The 16,633-nt window shown below is 62.9% G+C and carries 14 protein-coding genes; 6 read left to right on the top strand and 8 right to left on the bottom strand.

All coding sequences use genetic code 11. The annotated features are described in order from the left end of the window. Positions 1–28: 28 nt before the first annotated feature. Both HX875_RS30010 and HX875_RS30015 read left to right on the top strand, forming a co-directional pair. The gene (locus HX875_RS30010) at positions 29–2,422 is read left to right on the top strand and encodes a fimbria/pilus outer membrane usher protein (RefSeq protein WP_177048325.1); all 2,394 of its coding nucleotides are present in this window, start codon (positions 29–31) and stop codon (positions 2,420–2,422) included. 52 nt (positions 2,423–2,474) lie between these two features. Next, complete coding sequence (locus HX875_RS30015; RefSeq protein ID WP_177048350.1) at positions 2,475–3,428, top strand: Csu type fimbrial protein; 954 nt, start codon at positions 2,475–2,477, stop codon at positions 3,426–3,428. Here HX875_RS30015 and HX875_RS30020 read toward each other — a convergent pair. Together HX875_RS30020 and HX875_RS30025 are read right to left on the bottom strand one after the other, a co-directional pair. Next, complete coding sequence (locus HX875_RS30020) at positions 3,425–4,177, bottom strand: anti-sigma factor family protein (RefSeq protein WP_177048326.1); 753 nt, start codon at positions 4,175–4,177, stop codon at positions 3,425–3,427. The genes HX875_RS30015 and HX875_RS30020 overlap by 4 nt on opposite strands. Beyond that, positions 4,174–4,680, bottom strand: a complete 507-nt coding sequence (locus tag HX875_RS30025) for an RNA polymerase sigma factor (RefSeq protein ID WP_177048328.1) — start codon at positions 4,678–4,680, stop codon at positions 4,174–4,176. Before HX875_RS30025 ends, HX875_RS30020 begins: the two co-directional genes overlap by 4 nt. 170 nt (positions 4,681–4,850) lie before the next feature. On the opposite strand from HX875_RS30025, the gene HX875_RS30030 reads away from it, so the two are divergent. Both HX875_RS30030 and HX875_RS30035 read left to right on the top strand, forming a co-directional pair. Beyond that, on the top strand, positions 4,851–5,933 hold the full coding sequence (locus HX875_RS30030; protein ID WP_177048330.1) for a catalase family peroxidase: 1,083 nt from the start codon (positions 4,851–4,853) through the stop codon (positions 5,931–5,933). Further along, a complete protein-coding gene (locus HX875_RS30035; protein WP_177048331.1) occupies positions 5,930–6,469 on the top strand; it encodes a cytochrome b in 540 nt (179 codons plus the stop codon). Before HX875_RS30030 ends, HX875_RS30035 begins: the two co-directional genes overlap by 4 nt. Before the next feature lie 54 nt (positions 6,470–6,523). Here HX875_RS30035 and HX875_RS30040 read toward each other — a convergent pair whose 3' ends face one another. Then, positions 6,524–7,675, bottom strand: coding sequence for a M14 family metallopeptidase (locus HX875_RS30040; RefSeq protein ID WP_177048332.1), 1,152 nt, complete (start codon positions 7,673–7,675; stop codon positions 6,524–6,526). A gap of 466 nt (positions 7,676–8,141) precedes the next feature. Next, positions 8,142–8,504, bottom strand: coding sequence for a DUF6124 family protein (locus tag HX875_RS30045; RefSeq protein ID WP_177048334.1), 363 nt, complete (start codon positions 8,502–8,504; stop codon positions 8,142–8,144). A 129-nt stretch (positions 8,505–8,633) separates the two neighbouring features. Here HX875_RS30045 and HX875_RS30050 point away from each other — a divergent pair, with 129 nt between their 5' ends. Then, positions 8,634–9,281 (top strand): LexA family protein, encoded by a 648-nt coding sequence (locus HX875_RS30050; protein ID WP_177048336.1) that lies wholly within the window; start codon positions 8,634–8,636, stop codon positions 9,279–9,281. Here the strand turns inward: HX875_RS30050 and HX875_RS30055 are convergent. From HX875_RS30055 to HX875_RS30070, 4 genes are read right to left on the bottom strand one after another with little or no spacing between them, the layout of a single operon-like run. Further along, a complete protein-coding gene (locus HX875_RS30055) occupies positions 9,278–11,215 on the bottom strand; it encodes an acetyl/propionyl/methylcrotonyl-CoA carboxylase subunit alpha (protein WP_177048338.1) in 1,938 nt (645 codons plus the stop codon). The genes HX875_RS30050 and HX875_RS30055 overlap by 4 nt on opposite strands. Beyond that, positions 11,212–12,018: a gamma-carboxygeranoyl-CoA hydratase gene (locus tag HX875_RS30060; RefSeq protein WP_177048339.1), complete on the bottom strand. Its 807-nt coding sequence runs from the start codon at positions 12,016–12,018 to the stop codon at positions 11,212–11,214. Before HX875_RS30060 ends, HX875_RS30055 begins: the two co-directional genes overlap by 4 nt. Before the next feature lie 15 nt (positions 12,019–12,033). Further along, a complete protein-coding gene (locus HX875_RS30065; RefSeq protein ID WP_177048341.1) occupies positions 12,034–13,641 on the bottom strand; it encodes a carboxyl transferase domain-containing protein in 1,608 nt (535 codons plus the stop codon). Between the two features lie 14 nt (positions 13,642–13,655). Further along, positions 13,656–14,819, bottom strand: a complete 1,164-nt coding sequence (locus HX875_RS30070) for an isovaleryl-CoA dehydrogenase (protein ID WP_177048343.1) — start codon at positions 14,817–14,819, stop codon at positions 13,656–13,658. 145 nt (positions 14,820–14,964) lie between these two features. On the opposite strand from HX875_RS30070, the gene HX875_RS30075 reads away from it, so the two are divergent. Further along, positions 14,965–16,596, top strand: coding sequence for an AMP-binding protein (locus HX875_RS30075; protein WP_177048346.1), 1,632 nt, complete (start codon positions 14,965–14,967; stop codon positions 16,594–16,596). Positions 16,597–16,633 lie beyond the last annotated feature (37 nt).

Genomic DNA, 16,633 nt, shown 5'->3' on the forward strand with positions numbered 1-16,633 from the left:
GGCAGGGAGCAGCCCTTGGTCTTAACGGATGGAGATGTCCATTGATGGACACAATGCCTTGGTGAGCCTTGATTGGGCTCGTAGTCGATGGCGATCGGTGTGGGTGGTGGGCGGCCTGTCTGGCCTGGCGCTTGCGCCGCTTGGCGTGGCCGGTCCGTTGCCACCGCCCCCCAGCAGTATGGAGGCTGTTGCCGATGCACAGTTGTTCCTCGAACTGGTGGTCAACCAGATGGACACCGGCCGGGTGGTCGCGGTGGATCAAAGGGCCGGCGGCTTGTTTGTGCCGGCGGCGACCTTGCGGGACGTCGGCATGAAACTGCCGGCCGAGATCACCAGCGAAGTTGCGCTGGACCACGTACCCGGCCTGCACACCGATTACGACAGCCAGGCCCAGCGCCTGATGCTGACGGTGCCGCCGGCGTGGTTGCCGGAGCAGTTCATCGGCAACCGCGATAACTACCCGCGTACCCAGGCGCTCACCAGTTTCGGTGCGTTGCTCAACTACGACGCCTACCTGAATGACACCGATGATGCCGGCACTTACCTGGGCATCTTCAACGAAGTACGGCTGTTCGATACCTGGGGCACGATTTCCAATACCGGCCAGTACCGCACCACCTTTGGCGGCCAAACCAGCGGCAGCACCCTGGATAATGGCTACCGGCGTTATGACACCACCTGGCGCTTTTCCGACGATGAGCGCCTGCTGACCTACGAAGCGGGCGACGTGATCAGCGGCGCGTTGCCGTGGAGCAGTTCGGTGCGCCTGGGCGGGGTACAAGTGTCGCGGGACTTTGGCGTTCGCCCGGACCTGGTGACGTATCCCTTGCCACAGTTTGCCGGGGAGGCGGCGGTGCCGTCGTCGGTGGACCTGTTTATCAACGGCTACAAATCCAGCAGCGCCGACCTGCAACCGGGCCCCTACACCCTGACCAACGTACCGTTTATCAACGGTGCCGGCGAAGCCGTGGTGGTCACCACCGATGCCTTGGGCCGGCAGGTTTCAACCACGGTACCGTTCTACGTCACCAGCACCTTGTTGCAAAAAGGCCTGACGGATTTTTCGGTGGCGGCCGGTAATTTGCGCCGGGACTACACCATCCGGGATTTTGGCTACGGCCCTGGCGTGGCCAGCGGCACGTTTCGTTACGGCGTGTCGGACTACTTCACCCTGGAAAGCCATGCCGAAGCCGCGGGCGACCTGACCCTGGGCGGGCTGGGCGGCAACGTACGGCTGGGCAACTTCGGGGTGCTCAACACGGCCCTCAGCCAAAGCCAGTTCGATGGCGATACCGGCCAGCAATTGAGCTTCGGTTATCAATACAGCAACCAGCGCTACAGCCTGTCTTACCAGCGGGTAGAGCGACGCGACCAGTACGCTGACCTGACCCTGGTCGATACCCCTTACGCCAGCCTGAGCAAACGCAGCGAACAGGTGACCCTGAGCCTCAATCTCAACGATTTCGGCAGTATCGGTGCCGGCTATTTCGATGTGCAGGCCGCCGATGACTCACGTACCCGGCTGTTGAACCTCACGTGGAGCAAGCAGCTGTGGCGCAACACCAGTTTCTACCTGTCGGCCAACCGCGAGGTCGGCGACAGCAACTGGGCCGTGCAGGCGCAGTTGGTGATCCCGTTCGACATCTACGGCAGCCTGGCCTTGAGCAGCGAACGCAGCCAGGCCGGCGAGAGCCGCCAGCGGGTCAACTACAGCCGGGCGGTGCCCTCCGAGGGCGGCGTGGGCTACAACCTGGGGTACGCCAGTGGCGACGGGCCGGCGTATCGCCAGGCCGACCTGACCTGGCGCATGCAGTCGGTGCAATTGCAGGCGGGCGTGTACGGCAGCAGCGACGCCGAGACCCGTTGGGCGGACGCCAGCGGCTCATTGGTGCTGATGGACAAGCAAGTGTTCACGGCCAACCGGGTCAATGACGCATTCGTGGTGGTGAGCACCGACGGTTATGCCGGGGTGCCGGTGCTCTACGAAAACCAGTTGGTGGGGGAGACCGACCGCAATGGGCATCTGCTGGTGCCGTGGAGCAGCGCCTACTACCGCGGCAAGTATGAAATCGACCCGCTGAACCTGCCGGTCAACGTGCAGACCCCCAACGTCGAGCAGCGCGTGGCGGTGCGTCGTGGCAGTGGCTACCTGCTGGAGTTCCCGTTGCGCCGGGTGGTCGCGGCCAGTATCACCCTGGTGGATGCCCGGCATCAGGACCTGCCCCTGGGCAGCCAGGTGCGCCACGAGCAAACGGGCGCGCGGGCGGTGGTGGGTTGGGATGGCCTGGTGTACCTGGAGAACCTGGCGGCTCACAACACCTTGCAAGTCACCGTGGGGGAGGGCCGCACCTGCCAGGCAACGTTCGACCTGGACATCAACGAGGAGCAGGTACCGCTGATCGGGCCGCTGGTTTGCCAATGACATAAGGAGTGTGGGTGTGCGGGGCAAGGAATGGGTAGTGGGCGTGCTGGTGATGGCGGGCCTGGGCTTTACGCAGCAGGCACGCGCATTGTGTTCGGTGGGGACAACGTCACCCGCCAGTTTTGGCACGGCGGTAAGCTCGATTAACGTGCGCACGACCCCCCAGACCAGTTCCACCACCACGGCCGGGTTGAACTGCACTTCGGCGCTGATTTCGTTGTTGACGACGAATGACCACTTCTACGGCACCATCACCGGTTCTTCCCAAGGTGGCATGGTAGGACCGACCGGCGATGTGATCGCCTATACGGTCTACGCCAACAACACCGCCAGCTTTCCGATGACTCGCGGCACCGCGTTCGACTTCGGCGGCCCCGGCGGCGTTGCGCAAACCGCCGGGCTGATTGCCGGGCCGGGCACAAAAACCTTGCCGCTCTACATGAGCACCACCATCGGCAGTAACGTGGCAGCGGGCACCTATAGCGAGACCTTGAGTATTTTCTGGAACTGGAACTACTGCTCGGGCATTGGTATCGGCGGTATTTGCCTGGGGCGGGATATCAACAGTGGCACCACGACCCTGACCGTCAGCATGACCGTGGCCAATGACTGCACGATCAGCGCACCCAACATCAGTTTTGGCAGTGCCCCGGTGGTCAGTGGTTTTTCCAGTGTGAGCGGGCAGGCCACCATCGCCTGCACCAAGGGCAGCGCCTACACCGTGGGCATCAGCGACGGCCAGAATGCGGTGAGCGTGGGTGGGCAACGGCGGATGGTTTCCGGCGGCAACTTCCTGGCCTATGACATTTTCAAAAGTGCCACCACCACCCGCTGGGGCAGCGTGACCAGCGCCCGGCGCGCGAGCTCCACGGCCGAGGTGAATCCCGGGAATGGCCTGGGCACCGGCAGCCAGGTGTTCAACTACAACGCCGCGATCTATACCAACCAGACCACACCGCCGGCGGGCACCTACGTCGACAACGTGGTGCTGGATGTGGCCTTCTAGAACCGCATCGTCTGCTTGAGCATCTGTGTGGTTGACGGGTCTTGCGGGCTGACCATCGCATAGTTGTAGCCCGCGCCCGACCAGTACTCGGCCTGCAGCCCGTCGGCACTGCGGCTGCCACGGGGCAGGAATTTGTTCTCCGGGCCTGGCGGGCGGATATAGAAACTGATGCGCCGCCCCTGGGGGTCTTCATACAGCACCATGGCTGCCGCGCCCTGTTCGGTGCTGAGCAGGCGCCCGCTGACGGCCTTGAACCCGGCCTGGCTCAAGTCCGGCAGGCGGTAGGCCTGGTTGAAGTAACGGTCGAGCCAGCCTTGCATGTCGCCGCCGCTTTGCACGTGGTAGTCGGCAGGCAGGATGCCGTCCTGGGCGAACAGGCGGTAGGCCTGCATCGCGTCGGTCATGGGCAGCATCGTGTCGGCCAGGGTGGCCTGGCGAGCCTGCCAGCCGCCCAGGCCGCCGACGCTCACGGCGATCAACAGCACGGCAGCGGTCGCGAGGTGACGGCGTGACTGGCGCTTGACCCGCTGGCGAATCAGGGCCGGGTCCAGCTCTGGATTGGCCGGCTGTTGCAACGCGCCGCTCAAGGACGCCCGCAGGTGCTGCGCGTCCTGTTGCCAGGCGTGCACCTGGGCGGCGACATCCGGGTGGGCCGCCAGCCAGGTTTCAAGCTGGCGGCGATCGGCGTCCAGCAACTGGTGATCGACGTAGGCATGCAAATCGCGTTCGCTGGGGGGCAGGCTGATCATTTGAGTATCCGCAGGGCAGGGCTGGTGATTTCGCCGTCGCTGAGCTGGCGCAGGGCCTGGCGCGCACGGGATAGCCGAGACATCACGGTGCCCACGGGCACCTCGAGGATGTCGGCGACTTCTTTGTAGCTCAAGCCTTCCACCGAGACCCACAGCAGCAGGGCACGCTGTTCGGTGTTCAATTTGTCGAAGGCTTGCAGGGTCGATTGCGCGATGACCGTGCGCTCGACCGACGGCTGCGAATCATCGCGGCCGGTAAAAAATTCCAGCATGCGCGTGTACCGCCGGGAGCGGCGATGGGCGTCGAGAAACTGCCGGTAGAGGATCGAGAACAGCCAGGCGCGCAAGTCGCCTTCGAGGCGTTTGTCGGCCCAACTGATGATCGCGCGCTCAAGGCTCGCCTGCACCAGGTCGTCGGCGCTGCTGGCGTTACGGGTCAGGGACACGGCAAAACGCCGCAGCCTGGGGATGAGTTCACGTAACTGTTCGTCGAGTTCGTGCATGGGGTTCTGGCTAGTCACTACGCTGGGACTAGGAAGACGTCCGGCGTCGAAGGTTATTCCAGGCCAATAAAAATAAACAGCCGGCCAGGGAATAGAGTGCGCTGGCGTTCGTCCCAAGTGTTCCGACCTTATGTTTCACCCCTCAAGGCCTCCGGCCCTGGAGTTATTTCATGGTAGATCACTCATCACCGCCCCGTCCGCCGCTGAGCACCGCAAGCCTGATAATCCGGTTGGCCAGTATCGGCGTGGTGGTTGCGGTTGTGGCCGGCGCTTTTGCCTACGTCAACGGCAGCCTCGACCCACAGCGGTTGCGCCCAAAAACCTTGGTCAACGCCCTGGAAACCAACAACGGCCTGCACCCTGGCTACCGTCGCAACCATGCCAAGGGTGTGTGCGTGGCCGGTTATTTCGAGAGCAGTCCCGAGGCGCGCCAGTACTCCAGTGCCCAGGTATTCAGCGAGGCACGCACGCCGGTCATCGGGCGGTTTGCGCTGCCCAGCGGTAACCCGTATGCGCCGGACAGCAGCGTGCCGATCCGCAGTTTTGCCCTGCAATTCAGCTTGGCCAACGGCCAGCAGTGGCGCACCGGGATGAACAGCATGCCGGTGTTCCCGGTGGGCACGCCGGAGGCGTTCTTCGCGATGCTCAAGGCCGGCGCCCCGGACCCGGCCACCGGCAAGCCGAACCCGGCAGGCATGCCGGCGTTCTTCGCGGCGCATCCCGAGACTGCGCCGTTCCTGGCCTGGGTCAAGACCGCCAAGCCCTCCGCCAGTTACGCTACCGAAACCTATAACGGCATCAATGCGTTCTACCTGGTGAACGCCAGCGGCCAGCGCCAGGCAGTGCGCTGGGGCGTGGTGCCACAAAGCCAGGATGCAGCGGGTGCCACGGCGCCGGCCGGCAGCGACTTCCTCGAAAAAGACCTGGTGCAGCGCCTGACGGCCGGCCCGTTGCGCTGGCAGTTGAACGTCACCCTCGCCAACCCGGGCGACCCGGTGGACGACGCCAGCAAGACCTGGACCGGCGAGCACAAGGTGTTGAACGCCGGGACCCTGGTGCTGGAAAGCAGCCAGCCGCAAATGGACGGCGATTGCCGCGACATCAACTTTGATCCACTGGTTTTGCCCAGCGGTATCGAAGCCTCGAACGACCCGCTGCTGGCCGCCCGTTCGGCGGCGTACGCCAGTTCTTACCTGCGTCGCACCAGCGAAGTCAGTCAGTTGCACAGCGCCCCTCAGGAGTCGAAGCCATGAATGCCCAACCCCGGTTTTTTGCCCCGCTGGCGCGGCTGCTGCACTGGCTGATGGCGCTGATGATCATCGCCATGCTGTTTATCGGCGCGGGCATGGTGGCCTCGGTGTCGGAGCGCCATGAGTGGCTGATCCACCTGCACAAGCCGTTGGGCATTGCGATCCTGGCGCTGGTGATCGTGCGGTTGGTGGTGCGTTTTTCCACGCGCCAGCCACCGCTGCCCGCGGATTTGCCGCTTTGGCAGGTGCTGGCGGCCAAGGCGTCCCACGTGGTGCTGTATGCGTTGATGCTGGTGTTGCCGCTGCTGGGCTGGGCGATGATTTCGGCGGCCGGCGACCCGGTGATGCTCAGCAGTTCAGTGCAATTGCCGGCGCTGGTGGGCGCCAACGCGCCGTTGTTTGCCGTGTTGCGCAAGGCCCACGGTTATCTGGCGTATCTGCTGTTTCTGACGGTGCTGTTGCACCTGGCGGCGGCGCTGTTCCACGGTTTGATCCGCCGTGACGGGGTGCTGCAAAGCATGACTGGCACCAAGGACTGATGCAGTGCCCGGTGACGGCTGCTGTGAGGCAGCCGTCACCGACACTGCGCAGGGTCAGCGCAGTACGTCGACGATATCCGCCACGCTGCTCAACACGTCCTTGCCCAACTGCATCGAGCGTTTGCCCGACCAGCCGGTATGCGGGTTGGGTGCGTCGTCGTTGTCCTTGAAGGGCATTTCCAGGGTCAGGGACAGGCAATCGAACTTCTCGCCCACGCTGTTGCACGCCAGCGTCATGTTGGCTTCGCCCGGCAGGTCGCGGGTGTAGCCGTGGACGGTCTGGAAGTCGCGCGTGAGGCCGCTCAGGTGGCTGCGAAAGTGTTTCTCCAACTGCTCGATACGCGGCGTATAGCCGGGGTTGCCTTCGCAACCGGCGGTGAACACGTAGGGGATTTCCTCGTCGCCGTGGATATCCAGGAACAGGTCAACGCCGTATTTCTCCATTTGCTGCTGGACGAACAGCACTTCCGGGCTGATCTCCTGGCTCGCACTTTGCCAGGCGCGGTTGAGGTCCTGGCCCATCGCGTTGGTGCGCAGATGGCCATGGAAGGCGCCATCGGGGTTCATGTTCGGCACCAGGTACAGGTCGGCGGCGGCCAGCAGTTTTTTCAGCTCGGTGTCACCGTCCTGTTGCAGGCGCTCGATGATGCCTTCCATAAACCATTCGGCCATGTGCTCGCCGGGATGCTGCTGGGCGATGATCCACACCTTGCGCTTGTTGGCCTCGCCTTTGCCACGGCGCAGCAGTTGGATATCACGGCCTTCGACACTTTTGCCGGTGGCCAGCAACTGCGTGCCGGCGCGGTTCAGTGCCTGATCGATCAGCCAGTCGTGGCGTTCGCGGCTATAGGGTTCGAAATAGGCAAACCAGGCCTGCTTTTCCCGGGTTTCGAGGGTGATGTGCAGGGTCTCGCCATCGAATCGGGTGGGCACCCGGAACCAGTTGATATGGTCGTAGGACGCTACGGCGTTGTAGCCGCTCCAGGCGTGCTTGTAGGAAGAATGGCTGGCGTTGCTCAGGCGGAAGGTGTGGCTGTGGCCCACGTGCATGCCTTCGGCCTTGAAGTGGAACCACTGGAAGTGCTGGCTGCGGGTGTCGGGCTCGATGGCCAGCAGCAACTGGTGGGCATCACTGGCGTCGAGTACCTGGATATTGCCGCTGTCGAAGTTGGTGCTGATCTTGATGGAGGTCAAGGCCACGGTCATAGTCTGGTTGCCTGAATATGAGTGTTGTGGCGGGCATTTTACACCGGAGCGGGGTAAAGCCTGGATGCAATTTTTGCGGGGGAGGAGGGGGGCGTCGTCCTTGACGCCGCAGCAGCTTAGAATCTATGAGATTGATTCTCAAGTGCTATTTTTCAAAGAACCGGCCTAGAGCCCTCGATCGACTTTCTTTTGGCGATGGTCTTTTGCTACCATGCGCGCCATCAAGCAACACACAGTCTTCATTAGCCTGAAGCCACGCCAGGAAAAACTGGCAAAAAAAAGACCCGGCCAAAGAGCCGGGTCAAAAACCGTGATTAGCCTGATGAGGAGATATTCCAAGAGTCCGACCTAAGGTCTCTTGGTCTATCGACTGATCTCGCGATCAGCTAGGTCCAATAATAATCATTATCATTTGCAAGTCAAATGTTTTTATCCGTCACATAGAAATATTTTTCCTTCGCGTCTGTTACACCCTGGCCGAGTGTTCGGCCTCCCGGGTCGAAAGCCGTAGCGACCGCTCCACCATCACCTTCGCCATATCAATCAAATAGACCACTGAAAACGCCAGGTCCCGGCTATTGCCGTGGGCGCTGTTTGCCGATTCGTAGGCGGTGGCCGCGGCACTGCGCAGCAGGTCGGAAGCGTGGACCAGGGCTTCCTCGTCGCTGATGCCGGGCCTGGCCTCGAACAGGCCGTCGTCAACGGAGGGCGGTGCAAGATCGTCTTTCAGGTAATAGTCCAGTGCGCGTTGGGCAGCGCCACTGCTGCGCATGAACAGCAGCTCGTCTTCGTCGCAGGTTTCGGGCAGGGGATACGGGGTGGTCGTCATAAGGTCGGTGCTCTGGGTGGATGTCGAAAGCCTGCAATCGATATTAGTACTAATCGTATTTATGGCGTTTTATTGATTACTACAAACTGTTTATTGTCGCTGGGAGTACACAACGTATTGTCGGGGCCCATGGATAAGTGGATAGCGTTGGTCAAGGCCAACATGAAAGACCGCAAGGTCACGCAGGATCAATTGGCCTCACGCCTGGGCATGTCCCAGGGCGGGGTTGGCCATTGGTTGAACAAGCGCCGGGTGCCGAGCCTTGCCGATATGAACCGGGTGATGCAGGAGTTGGGCCTGGGCGACCTCGAGGTTGCGCTGGTGGTGCGCGAAAAAGTGCTCGCACCGGTGGAGGAAGCGTTGGAGCCGGCGCCCCACTACAGTCCGAATTACCGTTACCCGGTGAGCGAAGGAAAAGGAGGGTACCCATTGCAGGAAGAATCTCGGCCTTATGCCGCTGCCCGTTTCCAGATGAGTGACTACCAGGCCCGTGGCAAGGCGTTCTGGCTGCGGGTGATCGGCGATGCCATGACCGCTCCGGGCGGCTTGAGTATCCGCGAGGGCATGATGATTCTGGTGGACCCGGCCATCCCGCCCGAGCCGGGCAAGCTGGTGGTGGCGCAATGGGCTTTCAATCCCCAGGCGATGTTGCGCAAGTTGGTGAAGGAAAGCGGCCAGCTTTACCTGGTACCGCTCAACCCGACTTACCCGAAAATGCTGTTCAGCGAGGAATGCCGGATCATCGGCGTGGTGGTGCAGGCGGTCACGAGGTTTTAGCTCGCGGCTTCCAGCTCTACCAGTGCGCTGCCTTCACCGACCATTTCACCTTCCTGGCAGTACAGCGCCTTGACCACCCCGGCATGGGGCGCGCGGATGCTGTGTTCCATCTTCATGGCTTCCAGCACCACCAACTGCGTACCGGCTTCCACCGTTTGCCCGACGTCCACCAGCACCCGCACGATGCTGCCGTTCATCGGTGCGGTCAGGCCGCCCTGATGAGACTGGCTGGCGTCGACGGCGGCGATTGGGTCGAACAGGCTGACGCTGTGCACTTCGCCGTCCCAACGCAGAAACAGGCTATCGCCTTCGCGTACCGCCAGATGGGCGCGGCGCACGCCTTGCAGGTCGATCAGCAACTGTTCGCCGCGCAACTGGGGCGGGTTGGTGCCGGCTTGCAGCGTCACCAGGCGATCCTGGCCGTTGCAGCTCAAATGCAGGGAAACCTCGGCCGGCAAGCCAGCGCGAAAGCCGCGGGTGTCCGCCCAGGGCGAACGGGGGTCACTGCTCGCCCGGGTTTGCATGAACGCCTGGCCCGCCGCCTGCCAGAACCCATCGCTCAATTCCCCCGGCGCGGGCAGCAGTTCATCCTGATAACGCGGGATAAACCCGGTATCCAGTTCAGCCGCGGCAAATGCCGGATGGCCGATGATGCGCCGCAAAAAGCCCAGGTTGGTCTTCAGCCCACCCACCGCAAATTCATCCAGCATACCCAGCAGCCGCAAACGCGCCTGCTCGCGGTCTTCGCCCCAGGCAATCAGCTTGCCCAGCATCGGGTCGTAGAACGGTGACACGTTGTCGCCTTGTTCGACGCCACTGTCCACCCGGCGACCCGGTCCTGGAGTGGATTCGCGGTACAGCGCCAGGTGCCCGGTGGCCGGCAGGAAATCATTGGCCGGGTCTTCGGCGTACAAGCGCACTTCAATCGCATGCCCCAGCAGCGGGACTTGTTCCTGGGTCATCGGCAACGGCTCGCCCTGGGCCACACGGATCTGCCAGGCCACCAGGTCCAGGCCGGTGATGGCTTCGGTCACCGGGTGTTCCACCTGCAGCCGGGTGTTCATCTCCATGAAGAAGAATTCGCCCCGGGCGTCCAGCAGAAACTCCACGGTGCCAGCACCCACGTAACCGATGGCCTGCGCTGCACGTACCGCCGCTTCGCCCATGGCCTTGCGTTGTTCTGCACTCAGGCCGGGTGCCGGGGCTTCCTCGACGACTTTTTGATGGCGGCGCTGGATCGAGCAATCGCGCTCGTTGAGGTACAGGCAGTGACCGTGCTGGTCGGCAAACACCTGGATTTCCACATGGCGCGGCTTGAGCAGGTATTTCTCCACCAGCATTTGCGCATTGCCAAACGAGGACAGTGCTTCACGCTGGGCCGAGGCCAACGCTTCGGCCAGTTGGCTGACGTCCTCGACCACTTTCATGCCCTTGCCGCCACCGCCCGCCGTGGCCTTGAGCAGCACTGGGTAACCGATGCGCTCGGCCGCCTGGCGAAAGGTCTCCAGGTCCTGGGCGTCACCGTGGTAACCCGGCACCAGGGGCACGCCGGCGGTTTCCATCAAGGCCTTGGCCGCAGACTTGCTGCCCATGGCATCAATGGCCGAGGCGGGCGGGCCGAGGAAGATCAACCCGGCGGCTTCAATGGCGCGGGCGAACCCGGCGTTCTCTGAAAGGAACCCATAACCCGGGTGAATGGCCTGGGCGCCGCTGGCCTGGGCCGCAGCGATCAGTTTGTCGATTTGCAGGTAGCTGTCGGCGGCCTTGCTGCCGCCCAGGTCCACGCAGACATCAGCCTCGCGGGCATGCCGCGCATCGCGGTCGGTGGCGCTGTGCACAGCCACGGTGGTCAAGCCCATGGCCTTGGCGGTACGCATCACCCGGCAGGCGATTTCGCCGCGATTTGCCACCAATACAGTGGTAAGCGTCTTCATGAACGCGGCTCCTGAGGCTGCCAGTTGGGCGCACGTTTTTGCAAAAAGGCGCGCAAGCCTTCCTGGCCTTCGGCGCTGACGCGGATCCGTGCGATGGAGTTTTCGCAGTAGCGGCGCAGTGCCGGGGTGAGTGCGCCATGGCCGACCTCGCGCAACAAATCCTTGCTGGCGCGCATGGCGGCCGGGCTGTTGAGCAGCAGATTGGTGATCCACAGTTCGACCTGCAGATCCAGCTCGGCCGTCGGATAACTTTCCGCCAGCAGTCCGATTTCACGCGCGCGCTGGCCACCAAAACGGTCTGCCGTGAGGGCATATCGACGGGCTGCCCGCTCACCGATCGCCTGCACCACGAACGGGCTGATCACCGCCGGCGCCAGGCCAATGCGCACTTCCGACAGGCAGAACTGCGCCTCATCAGTGCCAATCGCCATGTCACAGCAACTGATCAACCCCAGGGCACCGCCGTAGGCCGCGCCCTGAACCACCGCCAGCGTCGGGATCTTCAGCTTGGCCAGGTTGTACATCAGCTCCGCCAGCTCACGGGCATCGTCCAGGTTGGTGTGGTAATCCAGCTCGGCCGACTGCTGCATCCAGGCCAGGTCGGCACCGGCGCTGAAATGCTTGCCACGCCCGCGCAGTACCAGGAAACGCAGGGCCGGATCGCCTTGCACCTGGTCCAGGGCAATGATCAGTTCGCGGATCATTTCGGCGTTGAACGCGTTGTTCTTGGCTTCACGACTGAGCCACAGGGTGGCAAAGCCACGCGGGTCGGTGATCAGTTCGAGGGTGTTGAAATCGCTCATGGGGTGCAGCTCCATTTACATGCGGAACACGCCGAAGCGGCTCGGCTCGATGGGGGCGTTCAGCGAAGCGGACAAGGCCAGGGCCAGCACGTCGCGGGTCTGCAACGGGTCGATGACGCCGTCGTCCCACAGCCGTGCGCTGGAGTAGTAGGGGTGGCCCTGGGTTTCGTACTGGTCGAGGATCGGCTGCTTGATCGCGGCCTCCTCATCGCTGCTGAAACCCTGGCCTGCGCGCTCGGCCTGCTCACGCTTGACCTGCACCAGCACGCCGGCCGCCTGTTCGGCACCCATCACGCCGATGCGTGCGTTGGGCCACATCCACAGAAAGCGCGGGTCGTAGGCGCGGCCACACATGCCGTAGTTACCGGCGCCAAAACTGCCACCGATGATCACGGTGAATTTCGGCACCTTGGCACAGGCCACCGCCGTCACCAGCTTGGCGCCGTGCTTGGCGATACCGCCCGCCTCGTATTTCTGGCCGACCATAAAGCCAGTGATGTTTTGCAGGAACAGCAGCGGAATCCCGCGCTGGCAAGCCAACTCGATAAAGTGCGCGCCTTTTTGCGCAGCCTCGGCGAAGAGGATGCCGTTGTTGGCCAGGATCGCAATCGGGTAGCCGTGCAGGTGGGCAAAGCCGCACACCAGGGTGGTGCCGAACAGCGCCTTGAACTCATCGAACACCGAACCGTCCACCAGCCGCGCGATCACTTCGCGCACATCGAACGGTTGCTTGGCGTCGGCCGGGATCACGCCGTACAGCTCCTCGCTGGAATACAGCGGCGCAACCGGCGTGCGCTGTTGCAACTGGCCGAGCTTGCGCCAATTGAGGTTGGCCACGCTGCGCCGGGCCAGGGCCAGGGCGTGTTCGTCACTGTCGGCGTAGTGGTCGGCTACCCCGGAAATCTTGCAGTGCACATCGGCACCGCCCAGGTCTTCGGCGCTCACTACTTCACCGGTCGCGGCCTTCACCAGCGGCGGGCCGGCGAGGAAGATGGTGGCTTGCTGGCGGACCATGATGGCTTCGTCCGCCATGGCCGGCACATACGCACCACCGGCGGTGCAGGAACCCATCACCACGGCAATCTGTGGAATGCCCTGGGCGCTCATGTTGGCCTGGTTGAAGAAGATCCGCCCGAAGTGCTCACGGTCCGGGAACACTTCATCCTGGCGCGGCAGGTTGGCGCCGCCGGAATCCACCAGGTAGATGCAGGGCAGGCGGTTCTGCTCGGCGATGGTCTGGGCACGCAGGTGTTTTTTGACGGTTAGCGGGTAGTAGGAGCCGCCTTTTACCGTGGCGTCGTTGGCGACGATCATGCATTCGACGCCTTCCACCCGGCCGATCCCGGCAATCACGCCGGCAGCGGGTACGTCTTCGCCATACACCTGATACGCCGCCAGTTGGCTGAGCTCAAGGAACGGCGAGCCCGGGTCGAGCAAGCGATTGATCCGTTCGCGCGGCAACAGCTTGCCTCGGGACGTGTGACGCTCCTGGGCCTTGGCGCCGCCGCCTTGCTGCAGCTGGGCGAGCAGGCTGTGCAGGGCGTCGACCTGTTGGAGCATCGCCGCGCTGTTGGCGGCAAACTCCGCCGAGCGCGGGTTGAGCTGGGTGTGCAGGGTGGCCATGGGGCGCGCTCCGTTCAGCGGGTTTCGTTAAACAGTTCGCGACCGATCAGCATGCGTCGGATCTCACTGGTGCCAGCACCGATTTCATACAGCTTGGCGTCACGCAACAGACGGCCAGCCGGGAATTCATTGATATAGCCATTGCCGCCGAGAATCTGGATCGCGTCGAGGGCCATTTGGGTCGCACGTTCGGCGCTGTAGAGGATCACCCCGGCGGCGTCCTTGCGCGTGGTCTCGCCGCGCTCGCAAGCCTGGGCCACTGCATACAGGTAAGCGCGGCTGGCGTTGAGCTGGGTGTACATGTCGGCGACCTTGCCCTGGATCAGCTGGAACTCGCCGATGCTCTGGCCGAACTGCTTGCGGTCGTGGATGTAGGGCACGATCAGGTCCATGCAGGCCTGCATGATCCCGGTGGGGCCACCGGACAGCACCACGCGCTCGTAGTCGAGGCCGCTCATCAGCACTTTCACGCCGCCATTCAGCGCGCCGAGGATGTTTTCTTCCGGCACTTCGACGTCGTCGAAAAACAGCTCGCAGGTGTTGGAGCCGCGCATGCCGAGCTTGTCGAACTTGTTGCTGCGGCTGAAGCCCTTCGAGTCGCGTTCGACGATAAACGCGGTGATGCCGTGGGCCCCCTTTTCCAGGTCGGTCTTGGCGTAGATCACGTAGGTGTTGGCGTCGGGGCCGTTGGTGATCCAGGTCTTGCTGCCGTTGAGCACATACACACTGCCGCGTTTATCGGCGCGCAGCTTCATGGAGACCACATCGGAGCCGGCGTTCGGCTCGCTCATGGCCAGGGCGCCGATGTGTTCGCCGCTGATCAGCCTGGGCAGGTACTTGAGTTTTTGTTCGTGGGTGCCGTTGCGGTTGATCTGGTTGACGCAGAGGTTGGAGTGCGCACCGTAGGACAACGCCACCGAAGCCGAGCCCCGGCTGATCTCTTCCATGGCCACCACGTGCGCCAGGTAGCCCAGGCCGGCGCCGCCATATTCTTCCGGCACGGTGATGCCCAGCAGGCCTATGTCGCCGAACTTGCGCCACATATCAGCGGGGAACAGGTTGTCGATGTCGATCTGCGCAGCGCGGGGCGCCAGTTCCTTGGCCACGAAGGACTGCACCTGGTCGCGCAGCATGTCGATGGTTTCACCGAGGGCGAAGTTCAGGGAGGGGTAACTCATGGACGGGCACCTTTAGCGTTGTTTTTGTGTGGCTGATGCGCCGGAGGAGGGCGATCACCTTTACGTTAACGTAAACTTGCGTTGCAGGGCTGTCAATCGTAGTTTACGTTTACGTCAACCTACAAAAAAGACAACAGGGGTCGTTATGGATCAACCGAATCAGAGCTACAGCCGTGGCTGCCAGGACAAGACCTTGCTGGCCATGACCATTGGCCAAGCCTTCGATGACACGGTTTCGCGCTATCCCGACGGCGAAGCGTTGGTGGTGCGCCATCAGCAGCGTCGCTACACCTGGCGGCAACTGGCCGAGACGGTTGATTTGCACGCCCGTGCGTTCCTGGCCATGGGCATGCAAACCGGCGACCGCCTGGGCATCTGGGCTCCCAACTGCGCCGAGTGGTGCATCAGCCAAATCGCCAGCGCCAAGCTCGGGGTGATTCTGGTCAATATCAACCCGGCGTATCGCAGCAATGAGCTGGAGTACGTACTCAAGCAATCCGGTTGCCAATGGCTGGTGTGCGCCGGGTCGTTCAAGACCTCCGATTACCATGGCATGTTGCAGGAGCTGAAACCTGACTTGCGCGGCATCATCAGCCTTGATGCCACTCCACCCCCGGGGTTCACGCCCTGGTCACAATTGGCGGCCCTCGGCGCAGGCGTCCCGCCCGAGCAACTGCACACCCGCCAGGCCAGCCTGCACTTCGATCAACCCGTCAACCTCCAGTACACCTCCGGCACTACCGGCTTCCCCAAGGGCGCCACCCTCAGTCACCACAACATCCTCAATAACGGATACATGGTCGGCGAAAGCCTGGGCCTGGGCGCGCAAGACCGCCTGGTGATCCCGGTGCCGCTGTATCACTGCTTCGGCATGGTGATGGGCAATCTGGGCTGTATCACCCACGGCACCGCCATGATCTACCCGAATGACAGCTTCGACCCGCTGCTGACCCTGGCCGCCGTCGCCGAAGAACAGGCCACCGGGCTCTACGGCGTGCCCACCATGTTTATCGCGATGCTCGATCACCCACGCCGCGCCGAGTTCGACCTGTCGCACCTGCGCACCGGGATCATGGCGGGCGCCACCTGCCCGATCGAGGTGATGCGCCGGGTCATCAGCGAGATGCACATGAGCGAGGTGCAGATTGCCTACGGCATGACCGAAACCAGCCCGGTGTCGTTGCAGACCGGGCCGGATGACGACCTTGAGCGGCGCGTGACCACCGTCGGCCGCACCCAGCCACAGTTGGAAAGCAAGATCATCGACGAGGCGGGCAACACGGTTGCACGGGGCCAGGTGGGCGAATTGTGTACCCGTGGCTACAGCGTGATGCTCGGTTACTGGAACAACCCCGAGGGCACCCGCGAGGCCATTGATGAGGCGGGCTGGATGCACACCGGCGACCTGGCGACCATGGACGAGCACGGTTACGTGTGCATCGCCGGCCGCAACAAGGACATGATCATTCGCGGCGGCGAGAACGTGTACCCGCGGGAATTGGAGGAGTTCTTCTTCACGCACCCGGCGGTGGCGGATGTGCAGGTGATCGGGATTCCCGATGAGCGTTATGGCGAGGCGATCGTTGCCTGGGTCAAGTTCCATCCCGGGCATGTGGCCAATGAGCTTGAGCTGCAGACGTGGTGCAAGGGGCGGATTGCGCACTTCAAGACGCCGAAGCACTTCAAGTTCGTTGACGAGTTTCCGATGACGGTGACGGGGAAGATTCAGAAGTTTCGGATGCGGGAAATTATGATTGAAGAGTTGAAGGGGGGGTGAGGGGGCTCTGGGTGTATATCCGTTATTTAGGTAACGG

Source organism: Pseudomonas yamanorum (genome assembly GCF_013386765.1).
GTDB classification, from domain to species: domain Bacteria; phylum Pseudomonadota; class Gammaproteobacteria; order Pseudomonadales; family Pseudomonadaceae; genus Aquipseudomonas; species Aquipseudomonas yamanorum_A.